The 19,984-nt window shown below is 73.2% G+C and carries 15 protein-coding genes; 1 reads left to right on the top strand and 14 read right to left on the bottom strand.

Annotated features, from left to right (window positions below; all coding sequences use genetic code 11):
* The first annotated feature begins 169 nt into the window (after positions 1 to 169).
* On the top strand, positions 170 to 3,343 hold the full coding sequence (gene ileS, locus HS045_RS24955; protein WP_196453916.1) for an isoleucine--tRNA ligase: 3,174 nt from the start codon (positions 170 to 172) through the stop codon (positions 3,341 to 3,343).
* 155 nt (positions 3,344 to 3,498) lie between these two features.
* On the opposite strand, the gene HS045_RS24950 is transcribed toward ileS, so the two are convergent.
* From HS045_RS24950 to HS045_RS24885, 14 genes are all read right to left on the bottom strand, one after another.
* Positions 3,499 to 5,202 (bottom strand): hypothetical protein, encoded by a 1,704-nt coding sequence (locus tag HS045_RS24950; RefSeq protein WP_196453915.1) that lies wholly within the window; start codon positions 5,200 to 5,202, stop codon positions 3,499 to 3,501.
* Between the two features lie 43 nt (positions 5,203 to 5,245).
* The gene (locus HS045_RS24945) at positions 5,246 to 6,112 is read right to left on the bottom strand and encodes a DivIVA domain-containing protein (RefSeq protein ID WP_196453914.1); all 867 of its coding nucleotides are present in this window, start codon (positions 6,110 to 6,112) and stop codon (positions 5,246 to 5,248) included.
* Positions 6,113 to 6,160: 48 nt separating this feature from the next.
* Complete coding sequence (locus HS045_RS24940) at positions 6,161 to 6,448, bottom strand: YggT family protein (RefSeq protein ID WP_068894150.1); 288 nt, start codon at positions 6,446 to 6,448, stop codon at positions 6,161 to 6,163.
* A 79-nt stretch (positions 6,449 to 6,527) separates the two neighbouring features.
* Positions 6,528 to 7,028: a cell division protein SepF gene (locus HS045_RS24935; RefSeq protein ID WP_196453913.1), complete on the bottom strand. Its 501-nt coding sequence runs from the start codon at positions 7,026 to 7,028 to the stop codon at positions 6,528 to 6,530.
* A gap of 118 nt (positions 7,029 to 7,146) precedes the next feature.
* On the bottom strand, positions 7,147 to 7,851 hold the full coding sequence (locus HS045_RS24930) for a YggS family pyridoxal phosphate-dependent enzyme (RefSeq protein WP_196453912.1): 705 nt from the start codon (positions 7,849 to 7,851) through the stop codon (positions 7,147 to 7,149).
* Between the two features lie 90 nt (positions 7,852 to 7,941).
* Positions 7,942 to 9,342: a cell division protein FtsZ gene (ftsZ, locus tag HS045_RS35935; protein ID WP_196453911.1), complete on the bottom strand. Its 1,401-nt coding sequence runs from the start codon at positions 9,340 to 9,342 to the stop codon at positions 7,942 to 7,944.
* Positions 9,343 to 9,598: 256 nt separating this feature from the next.
* Positions 9,599 to 10,267 (bottom strand): cell division protein FtsQ/DivIB, encoded by a 669-nt coding sequence (locus HS045_RS24920; protein ID WP_196453910.1) that lies wholly within the window; start codon positions 10,265 to 10,267, stop codon positions 9,599 to 9,601.
* A gap of 136 nt (positions 10,268 to 10,403) precedes the next feature.
* A complete protein-coding gene (gene murC / locus HS045_RS24915; protein WP_196453909.1) occupies positions 10,404 to 11,810 on the bottom strand; it encodes a UDP-N-acetylmuramate--L-alanine ligase in 1,407 nt (468 codons plus the stop codon).
* A gap of 149 nt (positions 11,811 to 11,959) precedes the next feature.
* Complete coding sequence (murG, locus tag HS045_RS24910; RefSeq protein WP_196453908.1) at positions 11,960 to 13,048, bottom strand: undecaprenyldiphospho-muramoylpentapeptide beta-N-acetylglucosaminyltransferase; 1,089 nt, start codon at positions 13,046 to 13,048, stop codon at positions 11,960 to 11,962.
* 25 nt (positions 13,049 to 13,073) lie between these two features.
* Complete coding sequence (ftsW, locus tag HS045_RS24905; RefSeq protein ID WP_307827699.1) at positions 13,074 to 14,375, bottom strand: putative lipid II flippase FtsW; 1,302 nt, start codon at positions 14,373 to 14,375, stop codon at positions 13,074 to 13,076.
* Positions 14,376 to 14,484: 109 nt separating this feature from the next.
* The gene (murD, locus tag HS045_RS24900) at positions 14,485 to 15,861 is read right to left on the bottom strand and encodes a UDP-N-acetylmuramoyl-L-alanine--D-glutamate ligase (protein ID WP_196453907.1); all 1,377 of its coding nucleotides are present in this window, start codon (positions 15,859 to 15,861) and stop codon (positions 14,485 to 14,487) included.
* Positions 15,862 to 15,910: 49 nt separating this feature from the next.
* Positions 15,911 to 16,969: a phospho-N-acetylmuramoyl-pentapeptide-transferase gene (mraY, locus tag HS045_RS24895; protein WP_068894159.1), complete on the bottom strand. Its 1,059-nt coding sequence runs from the start codon at positions 16,967 to 16,969 to the stop codon at positions 15,911 to 15,913.
* Complete coding sequence (gene murF, locus HS045_RS24890) at positions 16,966 to 18,417, bottom strand: UDP-N-acetylmuramoyl-tripeptide--D-alanyl-D-alanine ligase (protein WP_196453906.1); 1,452 nt, start codon at positions 18,415 to 18,417, stop codon at positions 16,966 to 16,968. The genes mraY and murF overlap by 4 nt, the downstream gene beginning before the upstream one ends.
* Positions 18,414 to 19,973 (bottom strand): UDP-N-acetylmuramoyl-L-alanyl-D-glutamate--2,6-diaminopimelate ligase, encoded by a 1,560-nt coding sequence (locus tag HS045_RS24885; RefSeq protein ID WP_196453905.1) that lies wholly within the window; start codon positions 19,971 to 19,973, stop codon positions 18,414 to 18,416. Before HS045_RS24885 ends, murF begins: the two co-directional genes overlap by 4 nt.
* Between the last annotated feature and the right edge of the window lie 11 nt (positions 19,974 to 19,984).

Here is a 19,984-nt window from a genome sequence, read left to right as displayed (position 1 = left end):
CCGGAAGAACGGTCTCCGCGTGCAGCGGATACCCGGTAGACCCGGCTGCGAACCGAAAAGAAGAGGGTCTCCCCACCCGGGAGGCCAAGGAGGGTGGTACCGCGGGACCGCCAGGTCTCGTCCCTCCGCGCCACTGCCAGCCAGCACCAGCGTGGAGGTTCCGCCCGTCATGTCCGCCCATTTCCGTCCCCTTCCCGCGCAGGTCGACCTGCCCGCGCTCGAACACGAGGTGCTCGACCGCTGGAGGGACGGCAAGGTCTTCGAGCGCTCGGTCGAGCAGAACGCCGGCGGTCCCGCCTGGGTCTTCTACGAGGGCCCGCCCACCGCCAACGGCATGCCCGGCGTCCACCACGTCGAGGCGCGCGTCTTCAAGGACGTCTTCCCCCGCTACAAGTCCATGCGCGGCTACAGCGTGCCCCGCAAGGCCGGCTGGGACTGCCACGGCCTGCCCGTCGAGGTCGGCATCGAGAAAGAGCTCGGGCTGACCGGCAAGAAGGACATCGAGGCGTACGGCATCGCGGAGTTCAACGCCAAGTGCCGCGAGTCGGTGCTGCGGCACGTGGACGCGTTCGAAGAGATGACCGAGCGCATGGGCTACTGGATCGACCTGTCGGCGGCCTACCGCACGATGGACCCGGCCTACGTCGAGTCCGTCTGGTGGTCGCTGAAGGTCGTCTTCGACAAGGGCCTGCTCTTCCGCGACTTCCGCATCACGCCGTACTGCCCGCGGTGCGGCACCGGCCTGTCCGACCACGAGCTGGGCCAGCCCGGCGGCTACGAGACCGTCTCCAGCCCGTCGGTCTACGTCCGCATGCCCGCCGCCTCCGGCCCGCTGGCCGAGCTCGGCGCCTCGCTGCTGATCTGGACCACCACCCCGTGGACGCTGGTCTCCAACACCGCGGTCGCCGTGCACCCCGAGGTGACCTACGTCGCGGCCCGCCCGGCCGGCTCGGAGGAGGTGCTGGTCGTCGCCGAGCCGCTGCTGACCGCGGTCCTGGGCGAGGGCGCCGAGGTGCTGGCCACCTTCGCCGGCACGGAGCTGGAGCGCACCCCCTACCGCAGGCCGTTCGACCTGGTCGACATCCCCGGCGCGCACTACGTGGTGCTGGGCGACTACGTCACCACCGAGGACGGCACCGGCCTGGTCCACCAGGCGCCCGCCTTCGGCGCCGACGACATGGCGACCTGCAAGCGGTACGGCCTGCCCGTGGTCAACCCGATCGGACCCGACGGCCGGTTCGCCGAGAACGTGCCGCTGGTCGGCGGGCAGTTCTTCAAGCACGCCGACGAGTCCCTGACCGCGGACCTGCGCGACCGGGGGCTGCTGTTCCGGGGCGGCCACTTCGAGCACAGCTACCCGCACTGCTGGCGCTGCCACACCGCGCTGCTGTACTACGCGCTGCCCGCCTGGTACATCCGCACGACCGCGATCAAGGACCGGCTCCTCGCCGAGAACGAGAAGGTCGGCTGGTACCCCGAGACGATCAAGTGGGGCCGCTTCGGCGAGTGGCTGCGCAACAACGTCGACTGGTCGCTGTCGCGGTCGCGCTACTGGGGCACCCCCCTGCCGCTCTGGGTCTGCTCGGCCGACGAGTCCCACATCACCTGCGTCGGCTCGCTGGCCGAGCTCGGCGAGCTGTCCGGCCAGGACGTCTCCGCCCTCGACCCGCACCGCCCCTACGTCGACGACGTCACGCTGCCCTGCCCCTCCTGCGGGGCCGAGGCCCGGCGGGTCCCGGACGTGATCGACGCCTGGTACGACTCGGGCTCCATGCCGTTCGCCCAGTGGGGCGCGCCCTACCAGAACCAGGAGATCTTCGAGGCGGCCTACCCCGCGCAGTTCATCTGCGAGGCCACCGACCAGACCCGCGGCTGGTTCTACTCGCTGATGGCGGTCGGCACCCTGGTCTTCGGCCGCACCTCCTACGAGAACGTGCTCTGCCTGGGCCTGATCCTCGCCGAGGACGGCCGCAAGATGAGCAAGCACCTGGGCAACGTGCTGGAGCCGATCCCGCTGATGGACCGGCACGGGGCCGACGCCCTGCGCTGGTACATGGCCTGCTCCGGTTCGCCGTGGGCGGCCCGCCGGGTCGGGCACGCCGCCCTGGAGGAGATCGTCCGCAAGGTCCTGCTCACCTACTGGAACACCGTCTCCTTCTTCACCCTGTACGCGGGCGCCGAGTCCTGGAGCCCGGCGGCGACGTCCGCGGCCCCCGCCCCCGGCGAGCGCCCGCTGATCGACCGGTGGGCGCTGGCCGAGCTGCACCGGACGGTGGCCGAGGTCACCGCCTCGATGGACGAGTTCGACACCGCCCGGGTCGGGCGGCGGCTGGCCGAGTTCCTCGACGACCTGTCCAACTGGTACGTGCGGCGCTCCCGCCGCCGGTTCTGGTCGGGCGACGCCTCCGCCTTCGCCACCCTGTACGAGTGCCTGGAGACCGTGACCCGCCTGATGGCGCCGGTGGTGCCGTTCATCACCGACTACGTCTGGGACGTGCTGCGCGCCGACGGCGACCCCGCCTCGGTCCACCTGGCCTCCTGGCCCGCCGTGGACTCCGCGCTGCTCGACCCGGCCCTGTCGGAGCAGATGGCGCTGGTCCGGCGCCTGGTGGAGCTGGGCCGCTCGGCCCGCGCCTCCAGCGGGGTGAAGACCCGTCAGCCGCTGGGCCGGGCCCTGGTCGGCGCCCCCGGCTGGGCCGCGCTCTCGCCCGAGCTGCGCGAGCTGATCGCCGACGAGCTCAACGTGCAGGCCCTGGAGGACATGTCGGGGTTCTCCGCCGACCTGGTCTCCTTCACCGTCAAGCCCAACTTCCGTGCCCTGGGCAAGCGGTTCGGCTCGCAGACCAAGCTGGTCGCCGCGGCCGTGTCCACCGCGGACGCCGGCGAGCTGGCCCGTACCCTGCGCTCCGGATCGCCCGTCGCGCTGGACGCCGGCGAGCTGGGCACGGTGGAGGTCACCGCCGAGGACGTGATCGTCACCGAGCAGCCGAAGTCCGGCTGGGCGGTGGAGACGGGGGCCGTCGACACCGGTACGGGCGAGACCGTCGCCCTCGACCTGGCCATCACCGACGAACTGCGCCGGGCCGGTCTGATCCGCGACGTCGTCCGACTGGTCCAGGACGCCCGCAAGTCCTCGGGGCTGTCCATCACCGACCGGATCGACCTGTGGTGGTCCGCCGCCGACACCGAGCTGGCCGAAGCACTGCGGGCCCAGGGCCGTACGGTGGCCGACGAGGTCCTCGCCCTCTCCCTCACCGAGGGTCTCACCGAGGAAGGGCCCGCGGTCCACGAGGACGCCGACCTGGGGCTCTCCTTCCAGCTCCGCCGCGGCGCCTCCGCCTGACCCGGTGGGGCCGGGCGGCGACCGCGCGGCCCGGCCCCACCGGAGGGGACCGGAAGACGTACCGGCCCCGCGCTCGGACCGTCCCAGGCGAGACCGGCGGACGCACCGGCCGACCATGCGCGGACCGTCCCAGGCGAGACCGGCGGACGCACCGATCAGCCGCGGTCGGGCAGGTCTCCCTGGCAGACGGCGCAGCCGCTCAGACCCGCCTTCTCGGCCTCGGCCCGGGACATGGTCTCGAGGCCCTCGTCGTCGACCCCTCTGACGAGCGGGCAGGCCTCACCGTGGAAGCGACGGGTGCCGGAGATGACCGTGACCGTATCGGAACCGTCGTCGCCGGTCTTCACCGCGGGGATCCCGTGCGGCGAGGTGTCGTCGTCCTGAGGGGTGTCCGGGGCGTCGTCCCGGGTGTCGTCCTCTTCGGGGACGGCCGCCGTCGGCTCCCCCGGCTCGTCCTCCGGCTCGTCCGCAGTGGAGCCGGTCGACACCGGCCGCCCGGCGCGCCCGGGCTGCTCGGTCCCGGCCGGCTCCCCCGGCTCGGCGGGTTCCGCGGTGCCCACCGCGACGACCGGCCCCGTGGCGACCGACTCGGCGGCGGTTTCGGACCGGGCCGGGGCGGGCTCCGCCCCAGGCCGTCCGTCGGACTCCGGTTCCGGCCGGTCGGTCTCGGACTCGTCGGTCTCGGACCGGTCGGTCTCGGACTCGTCGGTCTCGGATCCTGCCGAGGAAGGCTCCGCGGCGGCCTTCACCGCCGTCTCCATCGGCTCGGAGGCCTCGGCGGGGGCTGCGGACGCCGGCTCAGGAGACTCCGCAGAGGACTCGGCAGGCGACTCCGTCTCCGCTCGCTCCTCGGGCTCCGGCGCGGCGGCCGGAGGGGAGACCGGCTCCCGGCTGAACCAGCTGGTGGCCGAGGCGTCCTCCGCCGCCGAGGCGGGCGGAGGCGTCTGGCGGGGGAACGAGGGGGCGGCGAAGGGGACCGCGGACCCCCCAGGAGGCACAGCGGAAGACGCAGGAGAAGACGCGGAAGACGGTGCGGGAACCGGTTGCTCCGGGGACTCCCGGAGCGGGTCCTCCGATTGCCGGGGCGGCGTGTGGGGCCGCGGAACCGGGGTCCCCGCGGCGCCGACGGGACGGTACGGAGGGGTGAACCGTACGGTCTCACCGCTGTCCGCCTCACCGCTGTCCGCTCCGGCCGCGCCGGAGGAGCCGGACTCCTGGAAGGACTGGGCGGCCCGGGAGGTCGGAGACGAGGGGAGCGGCAACGGGGTCGGAGCGGCGTCCTGCTCCTCGGGGGCGTCCTGCGGCGCGATCCCGCCGCTGAACTCGGGAAGGCAGGTGGTGCAGGGCGTGAAGCCCTCCTCCCGTGCCTCCTCGTGGGTGAGTTCCTCGTGTTCCCTGCCGGCCAGTTGGCGGCACCCTGCGATGTGGTAGCGCCTGCGCCCGGGGATCACCAGCACGATCGCCTCGGCATCCGGCACGCCCTGCCGCGCGGCCGGTCCGGCCGCCGGAGCGGGCCGGGGACGAGTCACGGCGGCGGCCGTCCGCCGCGCGCCCTGCGGCCCCGCCTCGGGCGGGCCGGCGGATGTCCCTGGGACGGGCTGCCGGTGGGAGGCCATCGGGGGCACGGGCATCGGACCGGCCGGAGCCGGTCCCTTGAAGGGGGACGGCGGAGCCACCCCGGCGCGTCCACCGCCGGGGAAGAGCTCATGGCGTCGCAGCAACGCCCCGATCACCAGGAAGACCGCGGACAGCACACTGACCGCGATCGACCACATGACCAGAAAGGGCTTGGCGATCACGACCCCCGCGATGAGCAGGACGACGGCCGTCAACACCAGACCAGCGCTGATAAGGATCACGAAGGGACTCCCGGTTACGGGTCAGAGGGAATGACCCGACACCTTAGCGACGGTCGTTGTGCGGGCCGTCGGCACCCTGGAAGGCTCCGGAGTGCTGCGACGGCTCACCGCCGAAAGGACCGGGACCGCCCTGGAGAGGCTGCTGCCCGCCCGGAGCCGAGGCGTGGGACATGACCGGGGGCCCGCCCACGGGACCTCCCACGATCGGGAAGCCCCCGCTGCCCTCGGCGGCGACGTTGAGCTCCGCGAGCTGGTTCTCCAGGTAGAGCTTGAGCCGGCTGCGGTACTCGCGCTCGAAGCTGCGCAGTTCCTCGACCTTGCGCTCGAGCTCGTCACGGGTCTGCACCAGCGAGCCCATGGCCTGCCGGTGGCGCTCCTGCGCGTCGCGCTCCAGCGTCTCGGCGCGCGCCCGGGCGTCACCGATGACCTGCTCGGCCTGGCGGCGGGCCTTGCCGAGGATGTCGTCGGCCTCGCGCCGCGCCCGGGTCACCGTCTCGTCCGCCTCCCGGCGGGCATCGGCGATCGCCTGGTCGGCGGTCTGCTGGGCCAGCGCGAGCACACGCGCGGCGGTGTCCATGTTGTCCTCGGCCGGGGGCATGCCCATGACGGGGACCGGCTGCTGCTGCACCGGCTCGGGAGCCCGCATCGGCTCCGGCTGCGGCGGCATCATCATCTCGGGTTTGGGTTCGGCGACGGGGGCCGGCGCCATGGCCATGCCCATCCCGCCGGGCACCTTGCCCCGCATGCACTCCGACAGCTTGGCGCGGAGCTCCTCGTTCTCCTGGATGAGGCGGTCCAGCTCGGACTCCACCTCATCGAGGAAGGCGTCTACCTCTTCCTCGTCGTAACCCGGCCTGAGTCGGGTCGTACTGAACTGCTTGTTCCGCACATCTGCGGGCGTCAGCGGCATTTCGGTCTCCTTGGCGCGCTTGGAGTCTGTCCGGAGGACGGTACCCGATCAACGAAGCGCGGACACGAGTTGGATCAAGACCCAGACCACAATGAACAGGACTGTGAAGCTGAGGTCAAAGGCCACCGTACCCAACCGGAGTGGCGGAATGAAACGGCGGAGGAACTTGAGAGGTGGGTCGGTGACCGTGTATATGGCCTCCGCCAGGACCAGGACCACCCCCGTGGGGCGCCACTGGCGGGCGAACGCCTGCACCGTCTCAAAGATCATTCTTCCGATCAGCAGGAGGAGGTAGATCCACAGGACGACGACCACGATGTCGCTAACGATCCCCACGGCGCTGTCCTGCCTCCGTCCTGGTCCGCGACCCCCGGAAGGACGGGGTGGGCTTCGACTCGGTGTGCATAGTGGAACTCTAGCTCTGGTTGAAGAACCCGCGCTCCGCGATTCGGGCCTTGTCCTCGGCGGTCACCTCGACATTGACTGGGGACAACAGGAACACCTTGTTGGTAACACGTTCGATGCTTCCGTGTAGGCCGAAGACGAGACCTGCCGCGAAATCGACGAGTCGCTTCGCATCACTGTCAACCATTTCCGTCAGGTTCATGATGACGGGCGTGCCCTCGCGGAAGTGCTCGCCGATGGTCCTGGCCTCGTTGTAGGTACGGGGGTGGAGCGTGGTGATGCGGGCCAGGTCGGTCGTACGGCGCTCCAGGACGGCCGTCGCGGGACGGACCGGCACGCCGGCCTCCGTCTCGTCCTGGGGGTCTCCGGTCGCGCCGAGGCGCTCCTCACCGGTCCGCCGCGACTCGTCGAACTCGTCGTACTCGTCGTCGGGGTAGACGTCGTACCTCTCGTAGCGGTCGTCCTCCACAAGACCGAGGTAGACCGCCATCTTGCGCATCGCGCCGGCCATCGCTCTTCTTCCTCCGTCTTACTTCGATTGACTCGGGGTGGAGCCATCCCCCCTTGACGCTCACCGCCGATCGACCACTCACCGGATACGTGGGCGCCAAGGCCCACTTGGAGGGACATTACCTGACGAAGGGCTTCCGGCGACCGAGCAACGCCGTACCGACGCGCAGGTGTGTCGCACCATTCGCCACAGCTTCGGACAAGTCACCGCTCATGCCCGCGGAGACGACGCCCGCATCCGGATGATCCTCCCGCAGGGCCCGCGCGACCTCCCGGAGCCGGGCGAACGCCCGGCCGGGCTCCTCCTCCCGCGGGGCCACCGCCATCACGCCGCCCAGCCGGAGTCCTTCCGCGGCGGCCACGGCGTCGGCCAGGGCGGGCACGTCCCCCGGCCGGGCGCCGCCCCGGGTCGGATCGTCGTCCAGCGCGACCTGGATCAGACAGGTGACCTCCCGGCCCGCCTCGACCGCCTCCCGGCCGAGTGCGGCGACCAGGCGGAGCCGGTCCACGGAGTGGACGACGTCGGCGTAGCGGGCCACGGAGCGGGCCTTGTTGGTCTGCAACTGGCCGATGAAATGCCAGGTGAGCCCGAGATCCGCGCATTCGCGCGCCTTGGCCGAGGCCTCCTGGTCACGGTTCTCCCCGACGTCGCGCACGCCCAGCCCGGCCAGGAGCCGCACGTCCGACGCCGGGTAGGTCTTGGTCACCGCGACGAGGGTCAGCTCCTCACGGGCGCGTCCGGCCGTCCGGCAGGCCTCCGCGATCCGCGCCTCGACCTCGGCCAGACCGGCCGCGATCTCGTCCTGTCGTGTTCTGTTTGTCACGTTCCCGCCGCCCAAATTCCGACAAACCGGCGGAATCCATTCTGACGGTTCTCGCAGGGCGGGCCGTCACCCGCACCGGGGTGACGAACCTCACTTCAGGAAGTCGGGCACGTCCAGTTCCTCCTCTTGCTCCTCGAAGACCACCGGGCGCCGGCGGGCGGGGTCGGAGACCTTCGCGGAGATCGGAGTCGGCTGCGGCGGCTCGGGTGCGGGCCGCGGAACCGACACCGGAGGAGGCTCCTCCGCCCGCACCGGATCGGGCTGCTGCTCGACCGGCTGGAGCGCGGGCTGGACCGGCTGCGGCGCGGGCGCCGGAATCTCCGCCGCGGTCGGAGCCGGCAGCGGCGGCGGAGACGAGACCGGGCGCACCGGAGGAGGAGGCGGCTGCACGGCGCGGGGCTCGGGGCGGGGCTCCGGCCGCTGCTCGGCCCTGGCGGGCGGCGGCGCCGCCGGTCGGAGCGGCGTGCTCGCCGGAGGGACGGCGGCCGGGCGGACCGGCTGCGGCCGGGCGGCCGGCTGCGGGGCCGCGGCCTTGTCCCCCGCGATGGGCTCGTCGAACCCCGCGGCGATCACCGTGACCCGCACCTCGTCACCGAGCGCGTCGTCGATGACCGTGCCGAAGATGATGTTGGCGTCCGGTGCCGCGGCGTTCGAGACGAGCTGCGCCGCTTCGTTGATCTCGAAGAGCCCCAGGTCGGAACCGCCGGCGATCGAGAGCAGCACCCCGTGGGCACCGTCGATGCTGGCTTCCAGCAGCGGGCTGGAGACGGCCATCTCCGCCGCCGCGACCGACCGGTCGTCTCCGCGCGCGTGGCCGATCCCCATCAGGGCCGAGCCCGCGCCCGACATGACCGACTTCACATCGGCGAAGTCCAGGTTGATCAGACCGGGGGTGGTGATGAGGTCGGTGATGCCCTGGACACCCGAGAGCAGCACCTGGTCGGCCGCCTTGAAGGCGTCCAGCACGCTCACCTGGCGGTCGGAGATCGACAGCAGCCGGTCGTTCGGGATCACGATGAGGGTGTCGACCTCCTCGCGCAGCGTCTCGATGCCCGCCTCGGCCTGCATCGCCCGGCGCCGGCCCTCGAAGCTGAAGGGCCGGGTCACCACGCCGATGGTGAGCGCCCCGAGGGAGCGCGCGATGTTCGCGACCACCGGGGCTCCTCCGGTGCCCGTGCCGCCGCCCTCTCCGGCGGTGACGAACACCATGTCGGCGCCCTTGATGACCTCCTCGATCTCCTCGCGGTGGTCCTCGGCCGCCTTGCGCCCGACCTCGGGATTGGCTCCCGCGCCGAGGCCGCGGGTGAGCTCGCGCCCGACATCCAGTTTGACGTCGGCGTCACTCATGAGCAGCGCCTGGGCGTCGGTGTTGATGGCGATGAACTCGACGCCCTTGAGTCCCTCCTCGATCATCCGGTTGACGGCGTTGACTCCGCCTCCGCCGATCCCTACAACCTTGATGACCGCGAGGTAGTTCTGCGGTGCTGCCACGACGAGGGGCCTTTCCGCTCGTTGACTTGCAATTTCATGCGGCACGGGGCCGTGCCGTCGTTTCTTTAACTCTCACCCTCAAGTTGAGATTTAGGTTTATGTCAACCTGAGGATTGATACGGACAGTAGGAGCTACGCTCCAGGTGGGTCAACTAACCGCGCCGCAAGCGTGCCCGGCGTGTCGCGGCCTGTCCTTTTCGTGAGACGCCCCAGGGGGCGCTCCGGAGCACGCGGGCGGGCGATCGCTCCCGTCCCGTCAATCCACCGTCACGACGTCCGGCGAGCTCACATCATAGGTGTCCGCCGGTCGCTGCAGGAGAGTGACCAGGATCCTCGCCTTGTCGGCGGGACGGTCGCGACCGCCCCACACCACCGCCCGGCCGTCCTTGAGCCGCAGCGTCACGGTCTCGGCCGAGGGGGCGTGCACCTCCGCCACCCGCCGGGCCAGGTCCTCCGGCAGCGCACCGATCACCGCCAGCGCGGCGGCGGTCGCCGGATCACCCGGCCCCGGACGGTCCAGGCGCAGCACCGGCAGGGTCGGCGGCGCCGTCTCCCGCACCTCGACCAGCACGCCGTGCCGATCCATCAGCGCCGTCCCGCCGCCCGCCGGCACCGCCGCGACCGGTTCGCGCTCGACGACCTCGATCACCAGGGTGCCGGGCCAGGTGCGGCTGACCGCGGCCGACTCGACCCGCCGGATCCCGCGGATCCGGCCCTCCACCTCCGCGGCGTCCACGGTGGCCAGCGGGGTGCCGTCGGCCACTCCCGCCGCCTGCCGGATCTGCGCGGCGGGGACGTCGACGTTGCCCGTCACCCGGACGTCGCGCACCCCCAGCACCGGGGAGAGGAACACCAGCCAGACCGCGCTGCCCACCACTCCCGCGGTGAGCAGCGCCAGGAACACGGTGCGCCAGGCCCTGTTCATGGCGACGCCGCGCGCCGCAGCGAGGGGACCGGTAACCGGCGCCTTCCCTCGTCGCGTGCTCGCTCCGCTGCGCGCGCTCCTCAGTCCAGACACCGGAGCCCCCTCACAGTGTTCATGGCGACGCCGCGCGCCGTGCTCACCGGGCGGCCAGCTCCGCGACGATCCGGGGGCCCAGCTCCGTCACGTCGCCCGCGCCCATGGTGAGGACGATGTCGCCGGGCCTGGCGCGACCGGCCACCAGGGCGGGCACGGCCTCGCGTCGGGGCGCGTACTCCACCCGCTCGGGCGGGAGCGGCACCTTCTGCGCCACCAGCGCTCCCGAGACCCCGGGCTCGGGATCCTCCCGGGCGCCGTAGACGTCCAGGACGACGGCCTCGTCGGCCAGGCCCAGGGCCGCGCCGAACTCGTCGGCGAAGAACCGGGTGCGCGAGTAGAGGTGCGGCTGGAAGACCGCGATCACCCGGCCGGATCCGGAGAAGGAGGTCACCACGTCCCGGGCGGCGCGCAGGTCGGCGGCCAGCTCGGTCGGGTGGTGGGCGTAGCTGTCGAAGACGGCCACCCCTCCGGCCTCGCCCTTGGCCTCGAAGCGCCGCTTGGCCCCGGTGAAGGCGGCCAGGCCGTCGCGGATGGCCGCGAACGGGACGCCCAGCTCCGCGGCGACCGCGATGACGGCCGCGGCGTTGAGCGCGTTGTGCCGGCCGGGGACGGCCAGCCGTACCCCGCCGTGGCCGTGGACCGTGAAGGAGACACCCATGCCGTCGGGGGTGATCTCGCCGACTCTGACGTCGGCCTCCGCGGCCTCGCCGTAGGTGACCACCCGCAGACCGCGCGCCCGGGCGATCGGCGCCAGCGCCGCCGAGCCCGGGTCGTCGGCGCAGACCACCAGGGTCCGCCCGACCCGCTCGACGAACCTGGCGAAGCTGTCGTAGACGGCCCGCGGGTCGCCGTAGTTGTCGAGGTGGTCCGGCTCGACGTTGGTCACCACGGCGACGTCCGGAGCCAGCATGAGGAAGGAGCCGTCGCTCTCGTCGGCCTCGGCGACGAACACCTCCCCGGCGCCCTCGTCGGCGCCCAGACCGGTCGTGACCAGCTGCCCGCCGACGCAGTAGGACGGGTCGACCCCGCACTTCTGCAGCGCCACCGTGAGCATCGAGGTGGTGGTGGTCTTGCCGTGCGTGCCCGCCACGGCCACCGCGTTCCGGCCCGCCATGACCGAGGCGAGCGCCGCGGCCCTGGGGATCACCCGCAGCCCCTGCCGGAGCGCCTCGCCCAGCTCGGGGTTGGAGTCGCGGATCGCGGTGGAGACCACCACGGTGTCCACGTTCTTTATGTGCGAGGCGGCGTGGCCGATGTGGATCACACCGCCCAGCTCCCGCAGGGCGGCCACCATGTCGGATCCGCGCGCGTCGCTGCCGGAGACCGCGACGCCCCTCTTGAGCAGGATGCGGGCGATGCCGGACATGCCGGCGCCGCCGATCCCGATGAAGTGGACCCGCCCCAGTTCTTCCGCCGCGACCGGCTCCACCAACTTGACCAGACTCACCGGTCGCTCACCACTCCCCATCAACCGTGCGGGCGGTCCCGGTCGTCGACCGGCCGCCCCGCTCACCGCGCCGGATCCGCTCCCCGGTCATCGGTCGTCCATCGCTCTCCGCCCGCCGTGCGGGCGGCCGTCGTGTCCGCCGCCCGCCGTCACACCCGCCCCTGTGCCGCGATCTGCATCACCCGGCGGGCGAGCGTCACGTCGGCGTCCTTGCGTCCCATCCTGGCAGCGGCCTCCGACATCGCGACCACCCGCTCGGGGTCGGACAGGATCGGCAGCACGTTGCGCATGATCCACTCGGGCGTCAGGTCGGCGTCCTCCGCCAGCAGCCCGCCGCCCGCCTGCACGATCGGCGAGGCGTTGAGCCGCTGCTCGCCGTTGCCGTGCGGGAGCGGGACGTAGGCGGCCGGCAGGCCCACCGCGGTCAGCTCGGCGCAGGTGATGGCCCCGGCCCGGCAGAGCGCGAAGTCCGCGGCCGCGTAGGCCAGGTCCATCCGGTCGACGTACTGCAGCACGACGTACTGCGGGTCGCCCGGCGGGGGCTCCTCCTCCAGCGTGTTCTTCGGTCCGATGACGTGCAGCACCTGCACCCCGGCCCGGCGCAGCGCCGCGGCGGCGCCGAGGGCCGCCCGGTTGAGCGAGCGGGCGCCCTGGGAGCCGCCGGTGACCAGCAGGGTGGGCAGGTCGGCCTCCAGCCCGAACCAGGAGCGCGCCTTGTCGCCGGTGGACAGCCGGTCCAGCTGGGCGATCTCGCGCCGGAGCGGGATCCCGACGTACTCGCCCCGGGGCAGGGCGGTGTCCGGGTGGCTGGTGAACACGTGGTCGGTCAGCCGCGCGCCCAGCCGGTTGGCCAGGCCGGGGCGCGGATTGGCCTCGTGCACCACGATGGGCACGCCGCGCCGCCGCGCCGCGAGGTAGGCGGGGGTGGCCACGTAGCCGCCGAAGCCCACCAGGACGTCGGCCTGGACCCGGTCCATGACGGCGGCGGCCGCGTTGATCGCGCCCGCCAGCCGGCCGGGAACGGTCAGCAGCTGGGGCGTGATGGCCCGGGGCAGCGGTACGGCGGGCACGAGCTGCAGCTCGTAGCCCCGGGCGGGCACCAGCCGCGTCTCGAGGCCGCGCTCCGTGCCCAGGCAGGTGATCCCGATGCCCGGGTCCAGCCGGCGCAGCGCGTCGGCCAGGGCCAGCGCCGGTTCGATGTGACCGGCTGTCCCGCCGCCGGCGAGGACCACTCTCATGCCGGGTCCTTTCGCTCTCGTCCGCTCAACGTCTTCCGCGGCCCGGCCGTCTTCCCTGTTTCGGACCGCCCAGGCCAAGCCAGCTTAGAGCCCGCGCCGCCGGTCCGGGGCCACGCTCGAGGAGAGCCTCGCGCGCTCCGGGCTCCAGTTTGGCGAAGGAGAGCAGCATGCCGAGCGCGGCCAGGGTCGGCAGCAGCGCCGAGCCCCCGTAGGAGACCAGCGGGAGCGGGATGCCCGTGATGGGCAGCACGCCGATGACCGCGCCGATGTTGACGATCGCCTGCCCGGCGATCCAGGCCACGGCGGCGGCCGAGGCCAGCCGGACGAACGGGTCCCTGACCCGGGTGGCCACCCGCAGCCCCGCGTAGCCGAGCAGGCCGAACAGGGCGATCACCACCAGCGTGCCCATCAGACCGAGCTCCTCGCCGATGATGGCGAAGATGAAGTCGCTCTCGGCGTGCGGCAGCCAGTTCCACTTCGCCCGGCTGGAGCCCAGGCCGAGCCCGAACCAGCCGCCGCTGCCCATCGCGATCTGCCCCTGCACCGCCTGGAAGCCCGAGGTCTGGGCGTTGCCCCAGGCGTTGAGCCAGCCCTCGATCCGCTCCGCGCGGTAGCCCTCGGTGCTGATCATCACGACGGTGGCGAGCACCGCCACCGCGAGGATCCCGCCGAACAGCCGCAGCGGGGCCCCCACCACCCACAGCAGCGCCAGGAAGATCACCATGAGCACGATGGTGGTGCCCAGATCGCTGCCGGCCATGACGAGCAGCGCCAGGATCGCGGTGCCCGGCATGAGCGGGATGAGCAGGTGGCGCCATTCGATCATCCCGCCCCGCACCCCGCGCGCCAGCAGGTCGGCCCCCCACACCACCAGTGCGAGCTTGGCCGGCTCCGACGGCTGGATGGTCAGCTCCCCGATGTAGATCCAGCGCTGCGCGCCCAGCTCCGACTGCCCGATGAAGATGACCAGCACCAGCCCGAGCGCGGCCAGGACCATCAGCGGGTACCCGGCCAGCCGGAAGAAGCGCAGCGGCAGCCGGGAGCAGACCCACATGATGACCAGGCCCAGCGCCATCGAGAGGAACTGCCGCCCGAAGAGCGCGAACGCCGAGTTCCGCGTCTCCAGCGCCGAGATGCTGGAGGCCGACAGGACCATCATCAGCCCCAGCGCCATCAGCAGCCCGCTGACGCCCAGCAGCAGGTGGTAGGAGAGGAGGGGCCGCTCCAGCAGCTCGCGCAGGCGGGAGAGCCGGCCCTCCAGCGGGACCGGGCCCGCCGGCGGCTCCGCGGCGGTCACCGGCCGGCCCGCGAGCCGGTCCGTGCACACGAGCCGATCCGTGCGCGTACACCGGTCCGTGCACACGAGCCGATCCGTGCGCGCAAGCCGGTCCGTACGCCGTTGCGGCCCCCGGTCCCGGCCTCGGCGGCCCGCGGGCTCACGTCCCGCTCCCGTCCCCCGGGGCCTCCAGGCGGCGCACGGCCCGCGCGAACGCCTCCCCCCGGGCCGGGTATCCGGTGAACATGTCCAGCGACGCCCCCGCCGGAGCCAGCAGCACGGTGTCCCCGGGGGCGGCGAGCCTGGCGGCTTCGGCGACGACACGGTCCATGACCCCAGTGTCGTGCCCCGCGACCTCCACGACCGGGACATTCTCGGCGTGTCGCGCCAGAGCCCGCCGGATCCGCTCGCGGTCGGCGCCCAGGAGGACCGCGCCGCGCAACCGGGGGGCCGCCTGCCGTACCAGGTCGTCGACGTCGGCGCCCTTGAGCTGGCCGCCGGCCACCCAGACGATCGAGGGGTAGGCGGCGAGCGAGGCCGCGGCGGCGTGCGGGTTGGTGGCCTTGGAGTCGTCGACGTAGTCCACCCCGCCCACCCGGGCGACGTGCGCGATGCGGTGCGGGTCGGGGACGAAGTCCCGCAGCCCCCGCCGTACGGCCTCCTCGGGCACCCCGTAGGCCCGGGCGAGCGCGGCGGCGGCGAGCGCGTTGGCCACGTTGTGCGGCGCGAAGGGCCGGACGTCGTCGAGCGAGGCCAGCTCGGCCGCCTCGCGCACGGGGTCGGCGGTGAACGCCCGGTCCACCAGCAGGTCCTCGACCACGCCCACCTGCCCCGGCCGGGGCACCTGCAGCGTGAAGCCGACCGCGCCGCCGTACGGCGCGGCCAGCCGGGCGGACCACTCGTCGTCGGCGTTGTAGACGACCGTCCCGGCCCGGGCGAAGATCTCCCCCTTGGCGCGCGCGTACTCCTCCATCGAGCCGTGCCAGTCGAGGTGGTCCGGCGCGACGTTGAGCACGGCCGCCGCGAGCGGGGCGATGCTCGGCGCGCGGTGCAGCTGGAAGCTCGACAGCTCCACCGCCAGCACGTCGTACGGCTCCGCGACCGCCTCCGCCACCGGGACGCCCACGTTGCCGACCGCCAGCGCCCGGTGCCCGGCGGCGAGCAGCATCGAGGTGAGCATCCGCACCACCGTGGTCTTGCCGTTGGTCCCGGTCAGCGCCAGCCACGGCGCCGCGCCCTCGGGCCGCAGCCGCCAGGCCAGCTCGACCTCGCCGATCACCTCGATCCCGGCCCGCTCCGCCGCGACGAGCAGCGGGTGGTGAGGCGGCCAGCCGGTGGCGACGACCTGGGTCGTGCCCTCGGGGAGCCCGGCGGGCTCGCCGAAGCGCACCTCCACGCCCGCCTCGGCCAGCTCGGCCGCGACGGCGCGCTGGCGCTCGCCGTCGCGGCCCTCCAGGACGACCGCCCTCTCGCCGCGGGCGGCCAGCAGGCGGGCGGCGGCGGCGCCGGAGAGCCCGGCGCCCAGCACACAGATCATCGAAACCAGCGAGTCCTTCCAGGGGCGGTGGAGTGGCGCGGAGTCCTGCTCAGGACTTGGGCATCCACTCGATGTAGAACAGTCCGAGGCCGGCCGCGGCGCACAGGCCGGCGATGATCCAGAACCGGACCACGATGGTGGTCTCGGCCCAGCCCGCCAGCTCGAAGTGGTGCTGGAGCGGGGCCATCCGGAACACCCGCTTGCCCGTCAGCTTGAAGGACCCGACCTGGATGATGACCGAGAGCGTGATGATCACGCACAGGCCCGCCAGGATGATCAGCAGCAGCTGGGTGCGGGTGGTGATGGCCAGTCCGGCGATCACGCCGCCCAGGGCGAGCGAGCCGGTGTCGCCCATGAAGATCTTGGCGGGCGGGGCGTTCCACCACAGGAAGCCGATCAGCGCGCCGAGCACGGCGGCGGCGACCACGGCCAGGTCCAGCGGGTCGCGCACCCAGTAGCAGTTGGGGCCGAGCTGGGTGGTGCAGCTGTTGCGGAGCTGCCAGTTGCCGATCAGGATGTAGGAGGCCAGCACCGCGCCGGTGGCGCCGCTGGCCAGGCCGTCGAGGCCGTCGGTGAGGTTCACCGCGTTGGAGAAGCCCACGATCATGATGAGCACCCAGACGGTGAACCCGACGATCGTGATCGACGGGCCGAAGTCCCGCAGGAACGACAGCCGGGTCTCGGCCGGGGTGATGTCGTAGGCGTTGGGGAAGCGGACCACCAGCACGGCGAAGACCGCGCCGACGATGAGCTGGCCCAGCGCCTTGGCGCCGCTGCGCAGGCCGAGGCTGCGCTGCTTGTAGATCTTGATGAAGTCGTCGAGGAAGCCGACCGCGCCCAGGCCCGTCATCAGGAACAGCACCAGCACCGCCGAGACCGTGGGCGTGGTCCACGACATCAGGTGGGCGCAGGCGTACCCGATCAGCGCGGCGATCACGATCACCGTGCCGCCCATGGTGGGGGTGCCGCGCTTGTCGTGGTGGCCGGAGGGGCCCTCCTCGCGGATGCTCTGGCCGTACCCGCGCCGGGAGAACAGCCGGATCGCCAGCGGCGTGCCGAACATCGACAGCAGCAGGGAGACCGCCGCCGCGATGAGGATGTCCCTCACTGGCCGTCACCCCCGGTCAGGGCGTGGGCCACGCGCTCCAGCCCGGCGGCGCGCGAGCCCTTGACCAGGACCACGTCACCGGGGGCGAGCATGCCCTCCAGGAGGGCCGCGGCCTGCGCGGTGTCGGCGGCGTGCAGCACGCGGACGGCGGGGCGCGGCTCCGGTCCCGGCGGCGCGCCGGACGCGGGCTCCCCGGCCGCCGCCCCGGCCGCCTCCTCGACCGCGGCGCGGGCCCCGGCCAGGATGGGGCCGGCGTCCTCGCCGACGACGACCAGCCCGGCCAGCCCCGCCCCGCCGGCCAGCCGGCCGACCTCCTCGTTCAGGGCGTCGCTATGCTCGCCCAGCTCGGCCAGGGAGGCGACGACCGCGAAGCGCCGGCGCGGACCGGCGAGCGCGTCCAGGGCGTTGAAGGCGGCGCGCATGGAGTCGGGGTTGGCGTTGTAGGCGTCGTTGATCACGGTGACCCCGTCCGCCCGGTCGCTGACCTCCATCCGCCAGCGGCTGCGGGGCTCGGCCTCCGACAGCTCCCGGGCGATGACGGCGACCGGCAGGCCGAGCTCGTAGGCGGCGGCCGCCGCGGCCAGGGCGTTGTCGACCGCGTGCTCGCCGTACAGGCGCAGGCCGACCGGCGCGGAGCCCGACGGGGTGCGCAGCGTGAAGGACGCGCGGCCCCGCTCGTCCACGGTCACGTCCTCGGCCCGCACGTCGGCGCCGTCGGCGCGGCCGTACCAGGTCACGCGGGCGCGGGTGCGGCCGGCCATCGCGGCCACCAGCGGGTCGTCGGCGTTCAGCACGGCCACGCCGTCGGCCGGCAGCGCCTCCACCAGCTCGCCCTTGGCCCGGGCGATCGTCTCGCGGCTGCCGAAGACGCCCAGGTGCGCGGTGCCGACGTTGAGGACCACGCCGATCTTCGGCGGGGCGATGCGCGCCAGGTGGGCGATGTGCCCGACGTTCCGGGCGCTGAGCTCCAGCACCTGGTAGCGGGTGGTCTCGTCGGCCCGCAGCACGGTCAGCGGGTGGCCGATCTCGTTGTTGAAGGAGCCGGGCGGGGCGACCGTCGGGCCGATCCGGGCGGTGAGGCGGGCCAGCAGGTCCTTGGTACTGGTCTTGCCCGCCGAGCCGGTGACGCCGACGACCGTGCAGTCGGGCAGCTCGGCGCAGACGGCGGTGGCCAGGGCGGCCAGCGCGGCCAGGACGTCGCCGACGATCACCGCGGGAGCCTCGACGGGCCGCTCCGCGAGCACCGCGACCGCCCCGGCCGCCACGGCCTGGGCCGCGAAGTCGTGCCCGTCGGCCCGGTCGCCCTTGATCGCGACGAACAGCGACCCCGGTTCGGCCGCCCGGGAGTCGATGACGACCGGGCCGCGCACCACCGCGCGGGGATCGGCCATGCCCGTGAGGGCGCCCGAGGTGATCTCGGCGATCCTCGCCAGCGGCAACGGGATCATGATGCGTCTTCCCTACTCTCGTCCGTGCTTCGGCGCCCGGTACGGCTCCGCCGTCCGGCGATCGCGTCGGCCACCACCTGCCTGTCGTCGAACGGGAGAACCCGGTCTCCGACGTACTGACCCTGCTCGTGGCCTTTGCCCGCCACGACGACGACGTCGCCGGAGCCCGCCCGGCCGATCGCCAGCTCGATGGCCGCGGCCCGGTCCGGCTCAATGATCACATGCGCGCGCTCCTCCTCGGGCACGCCGAGGATTCCGTCCATCATCTCGGCCAGGATCCGCAGGGGGTCCTCCGAGCGAGGGTTGTCGCTGGTGAGAATAGCCACATCCGCCAGGCGTGCGGCGGCTTCCCCCATCATCGGGCGTTTGCCCCGGTCTCGGTCACCGCCGCAACCGAGCACCACGGTCAGCCTGCCGGCCGTCACCTCGCGCAGCGAGCGCAGCACCGACTCCACCGCGCCCGGCTTGTGCGAGTAGTCGACGACCGCCTCGAAGCCCTCTCCGCCGGGGACGCGCTCCATCCGGCCGGGCACCCCGGCCAGCGTGCCCACGCCCGTCACCGCGGCGCGCAGCGAGACCCCGGCCTCGACCAGCGCCACGATCGCGCCCAGCGCGTTGGCCACGTTGAAGGGACCGGGCAGGGCCACCGCGGCGTCCTCCTCGACGCCGCCGGGGCCGACCACGCGGAAGGCGCTCCCGTCGGAGCCCAGCCGCACGTCCAGAGCCCTCCAGTCGGCCTCCGGGGCGCCCAGCGCGGAGAAGGAGACCATCGGGATCTTCGCGCGGCTCAGGAGCTCGCGGCCGTGGGCGTCGTCGAGGTTGGCGACGCCCACCCGGCTCATCTCCGGGGTGAACAGCCGGGCCTTGGCCGCGAAATAGTCGTCGAGGTCGCGGTGGAAGTCCAGGTGGTCCTGGGAGAGGTTGGTGAACAGCGCCACGTCGTAGAAGACCGCGTCGACCCGGCCCAGGGCCAGGGCGTGGCTGGAGACCTCCATGGCGGCGGCGGTGACGCCCCGCTCGCGCATGAGGGCGAACAGTCCCTGCAGCTCGCTGGCCTCGGGGGTGGTCAGCCGAGGCGTGAAGCGCAGCCCGCCGGCGCGGATCTCCACCCCGCCGACCAGGCCCGTCGTGTGGCCGGCGGCGCGCAGCCCGGCCTCCAGCAGGAAGGTCGTGGTGGTCTTGCCGCTGGTGCCGGTGACGCCGACGACCGTCATGTCGTGCGCGGGCCGGCCGTACACCCAGGCGGCGACCTGCCCGAGCACGGCCCGCGGGTCCGGGACGACGAGGACCGGCAGCCCGGTCGCGACGGCGGCCTTGCGGCCCGCCGGATCGGTCAGGATCGCGGCCGCCCCCGCGGCCAGCGCCTGCGCGGCGAAGTCCGCACCGTGGGAGACGGCTCCGGGCAGCGCGACGTACAGGTCGCCGCGCCGGACCTGGCGGGAGTCGATCGTGACCCCGGAGACCGCGGCCAGCGGCGCGCGCGACGTGCCCGAGGGGGCGCCGAGCAGGCTCGCCAGCCCGGAGAGCGGCCGGGGTGAACTGGTTGAAGGTCGCATGGACGACGGGG

Origin of the sequence: Planomonospora sp. ID82291 (assembly GCF_015711645.1) — a bacterium.
Lineage (GTDB): Bacteria > Actinomycetota > Actinomycetes > Streptosporangiales > Streptosporangiaceae > Planomonospora.
Note: the sequence above shows the minus strand (reverse complement) of the source record. Positions and strands in the feature narration are given on the sequence as shown.

What these genes read in the sequence shown, in the direction of transcription:
- murD (WP_196453907.1), bottom strand. Translation starts at nt 15,861, where the DNA reads ATGATCTGTGTGCTGGGCGCCGGGCTCTCCGGCGCCGCCGCCGCCCGC.
- murF (WP_196453906.1), bottom strand. Translation starts at nt 18,417, where the DNA reads ATGATCCCGTTGCCGCTGGCGAGGATCGCCGAGATCACCTCGGGCGCC.
- HS045_RS24885 (WP_196453905.1), bottom strand. Translation starts at nt 19,973, where the DNA reads ATGCGACCTTCAACCAGTTCACCCCGGCCGCTCTCCGGGCTGGCGAGC.
- HS045_RS24945 (WP_196453914.1), bottom strand. Translation starts at nt 6,112, where the DNA reads ATGCCGCTGACGCCCGCAGATGTGCGGAACAAGCAGTTCAGTACGACC.
- HS045_RS24935 (WP_196453913.1), bottom strand. Translation starts at nt 7,028, where the DNA reads ATGGCCGGCGCGATGCGCAAGATGGCGGTCTACCTCGGTCTTGTGGAG.
- HS045_RS24920 (WP_196453910.1), bottom strand. Translation starts at nt 10,267, where the DNA reads ATGAACAGGGCCTGGCGCACCGTGTTCCTGGCGCTGCTCACCGCGGGA.
- murG (WP_196453908.1), bottom strand. Translation starts at nt 13,048, where the DNA reads ATGAGAGTGGTCCTCGCCGGCGGCGGGACAGCCGGTCACATCGAACCG.
- ileS (WP_196453916.1), top strand. Translation starts at nt 170, where the DNA reads ATGTCCGCCCATTTCCGTCCCCTTCCCGCGCAGGTCGACCTGCCCGCG.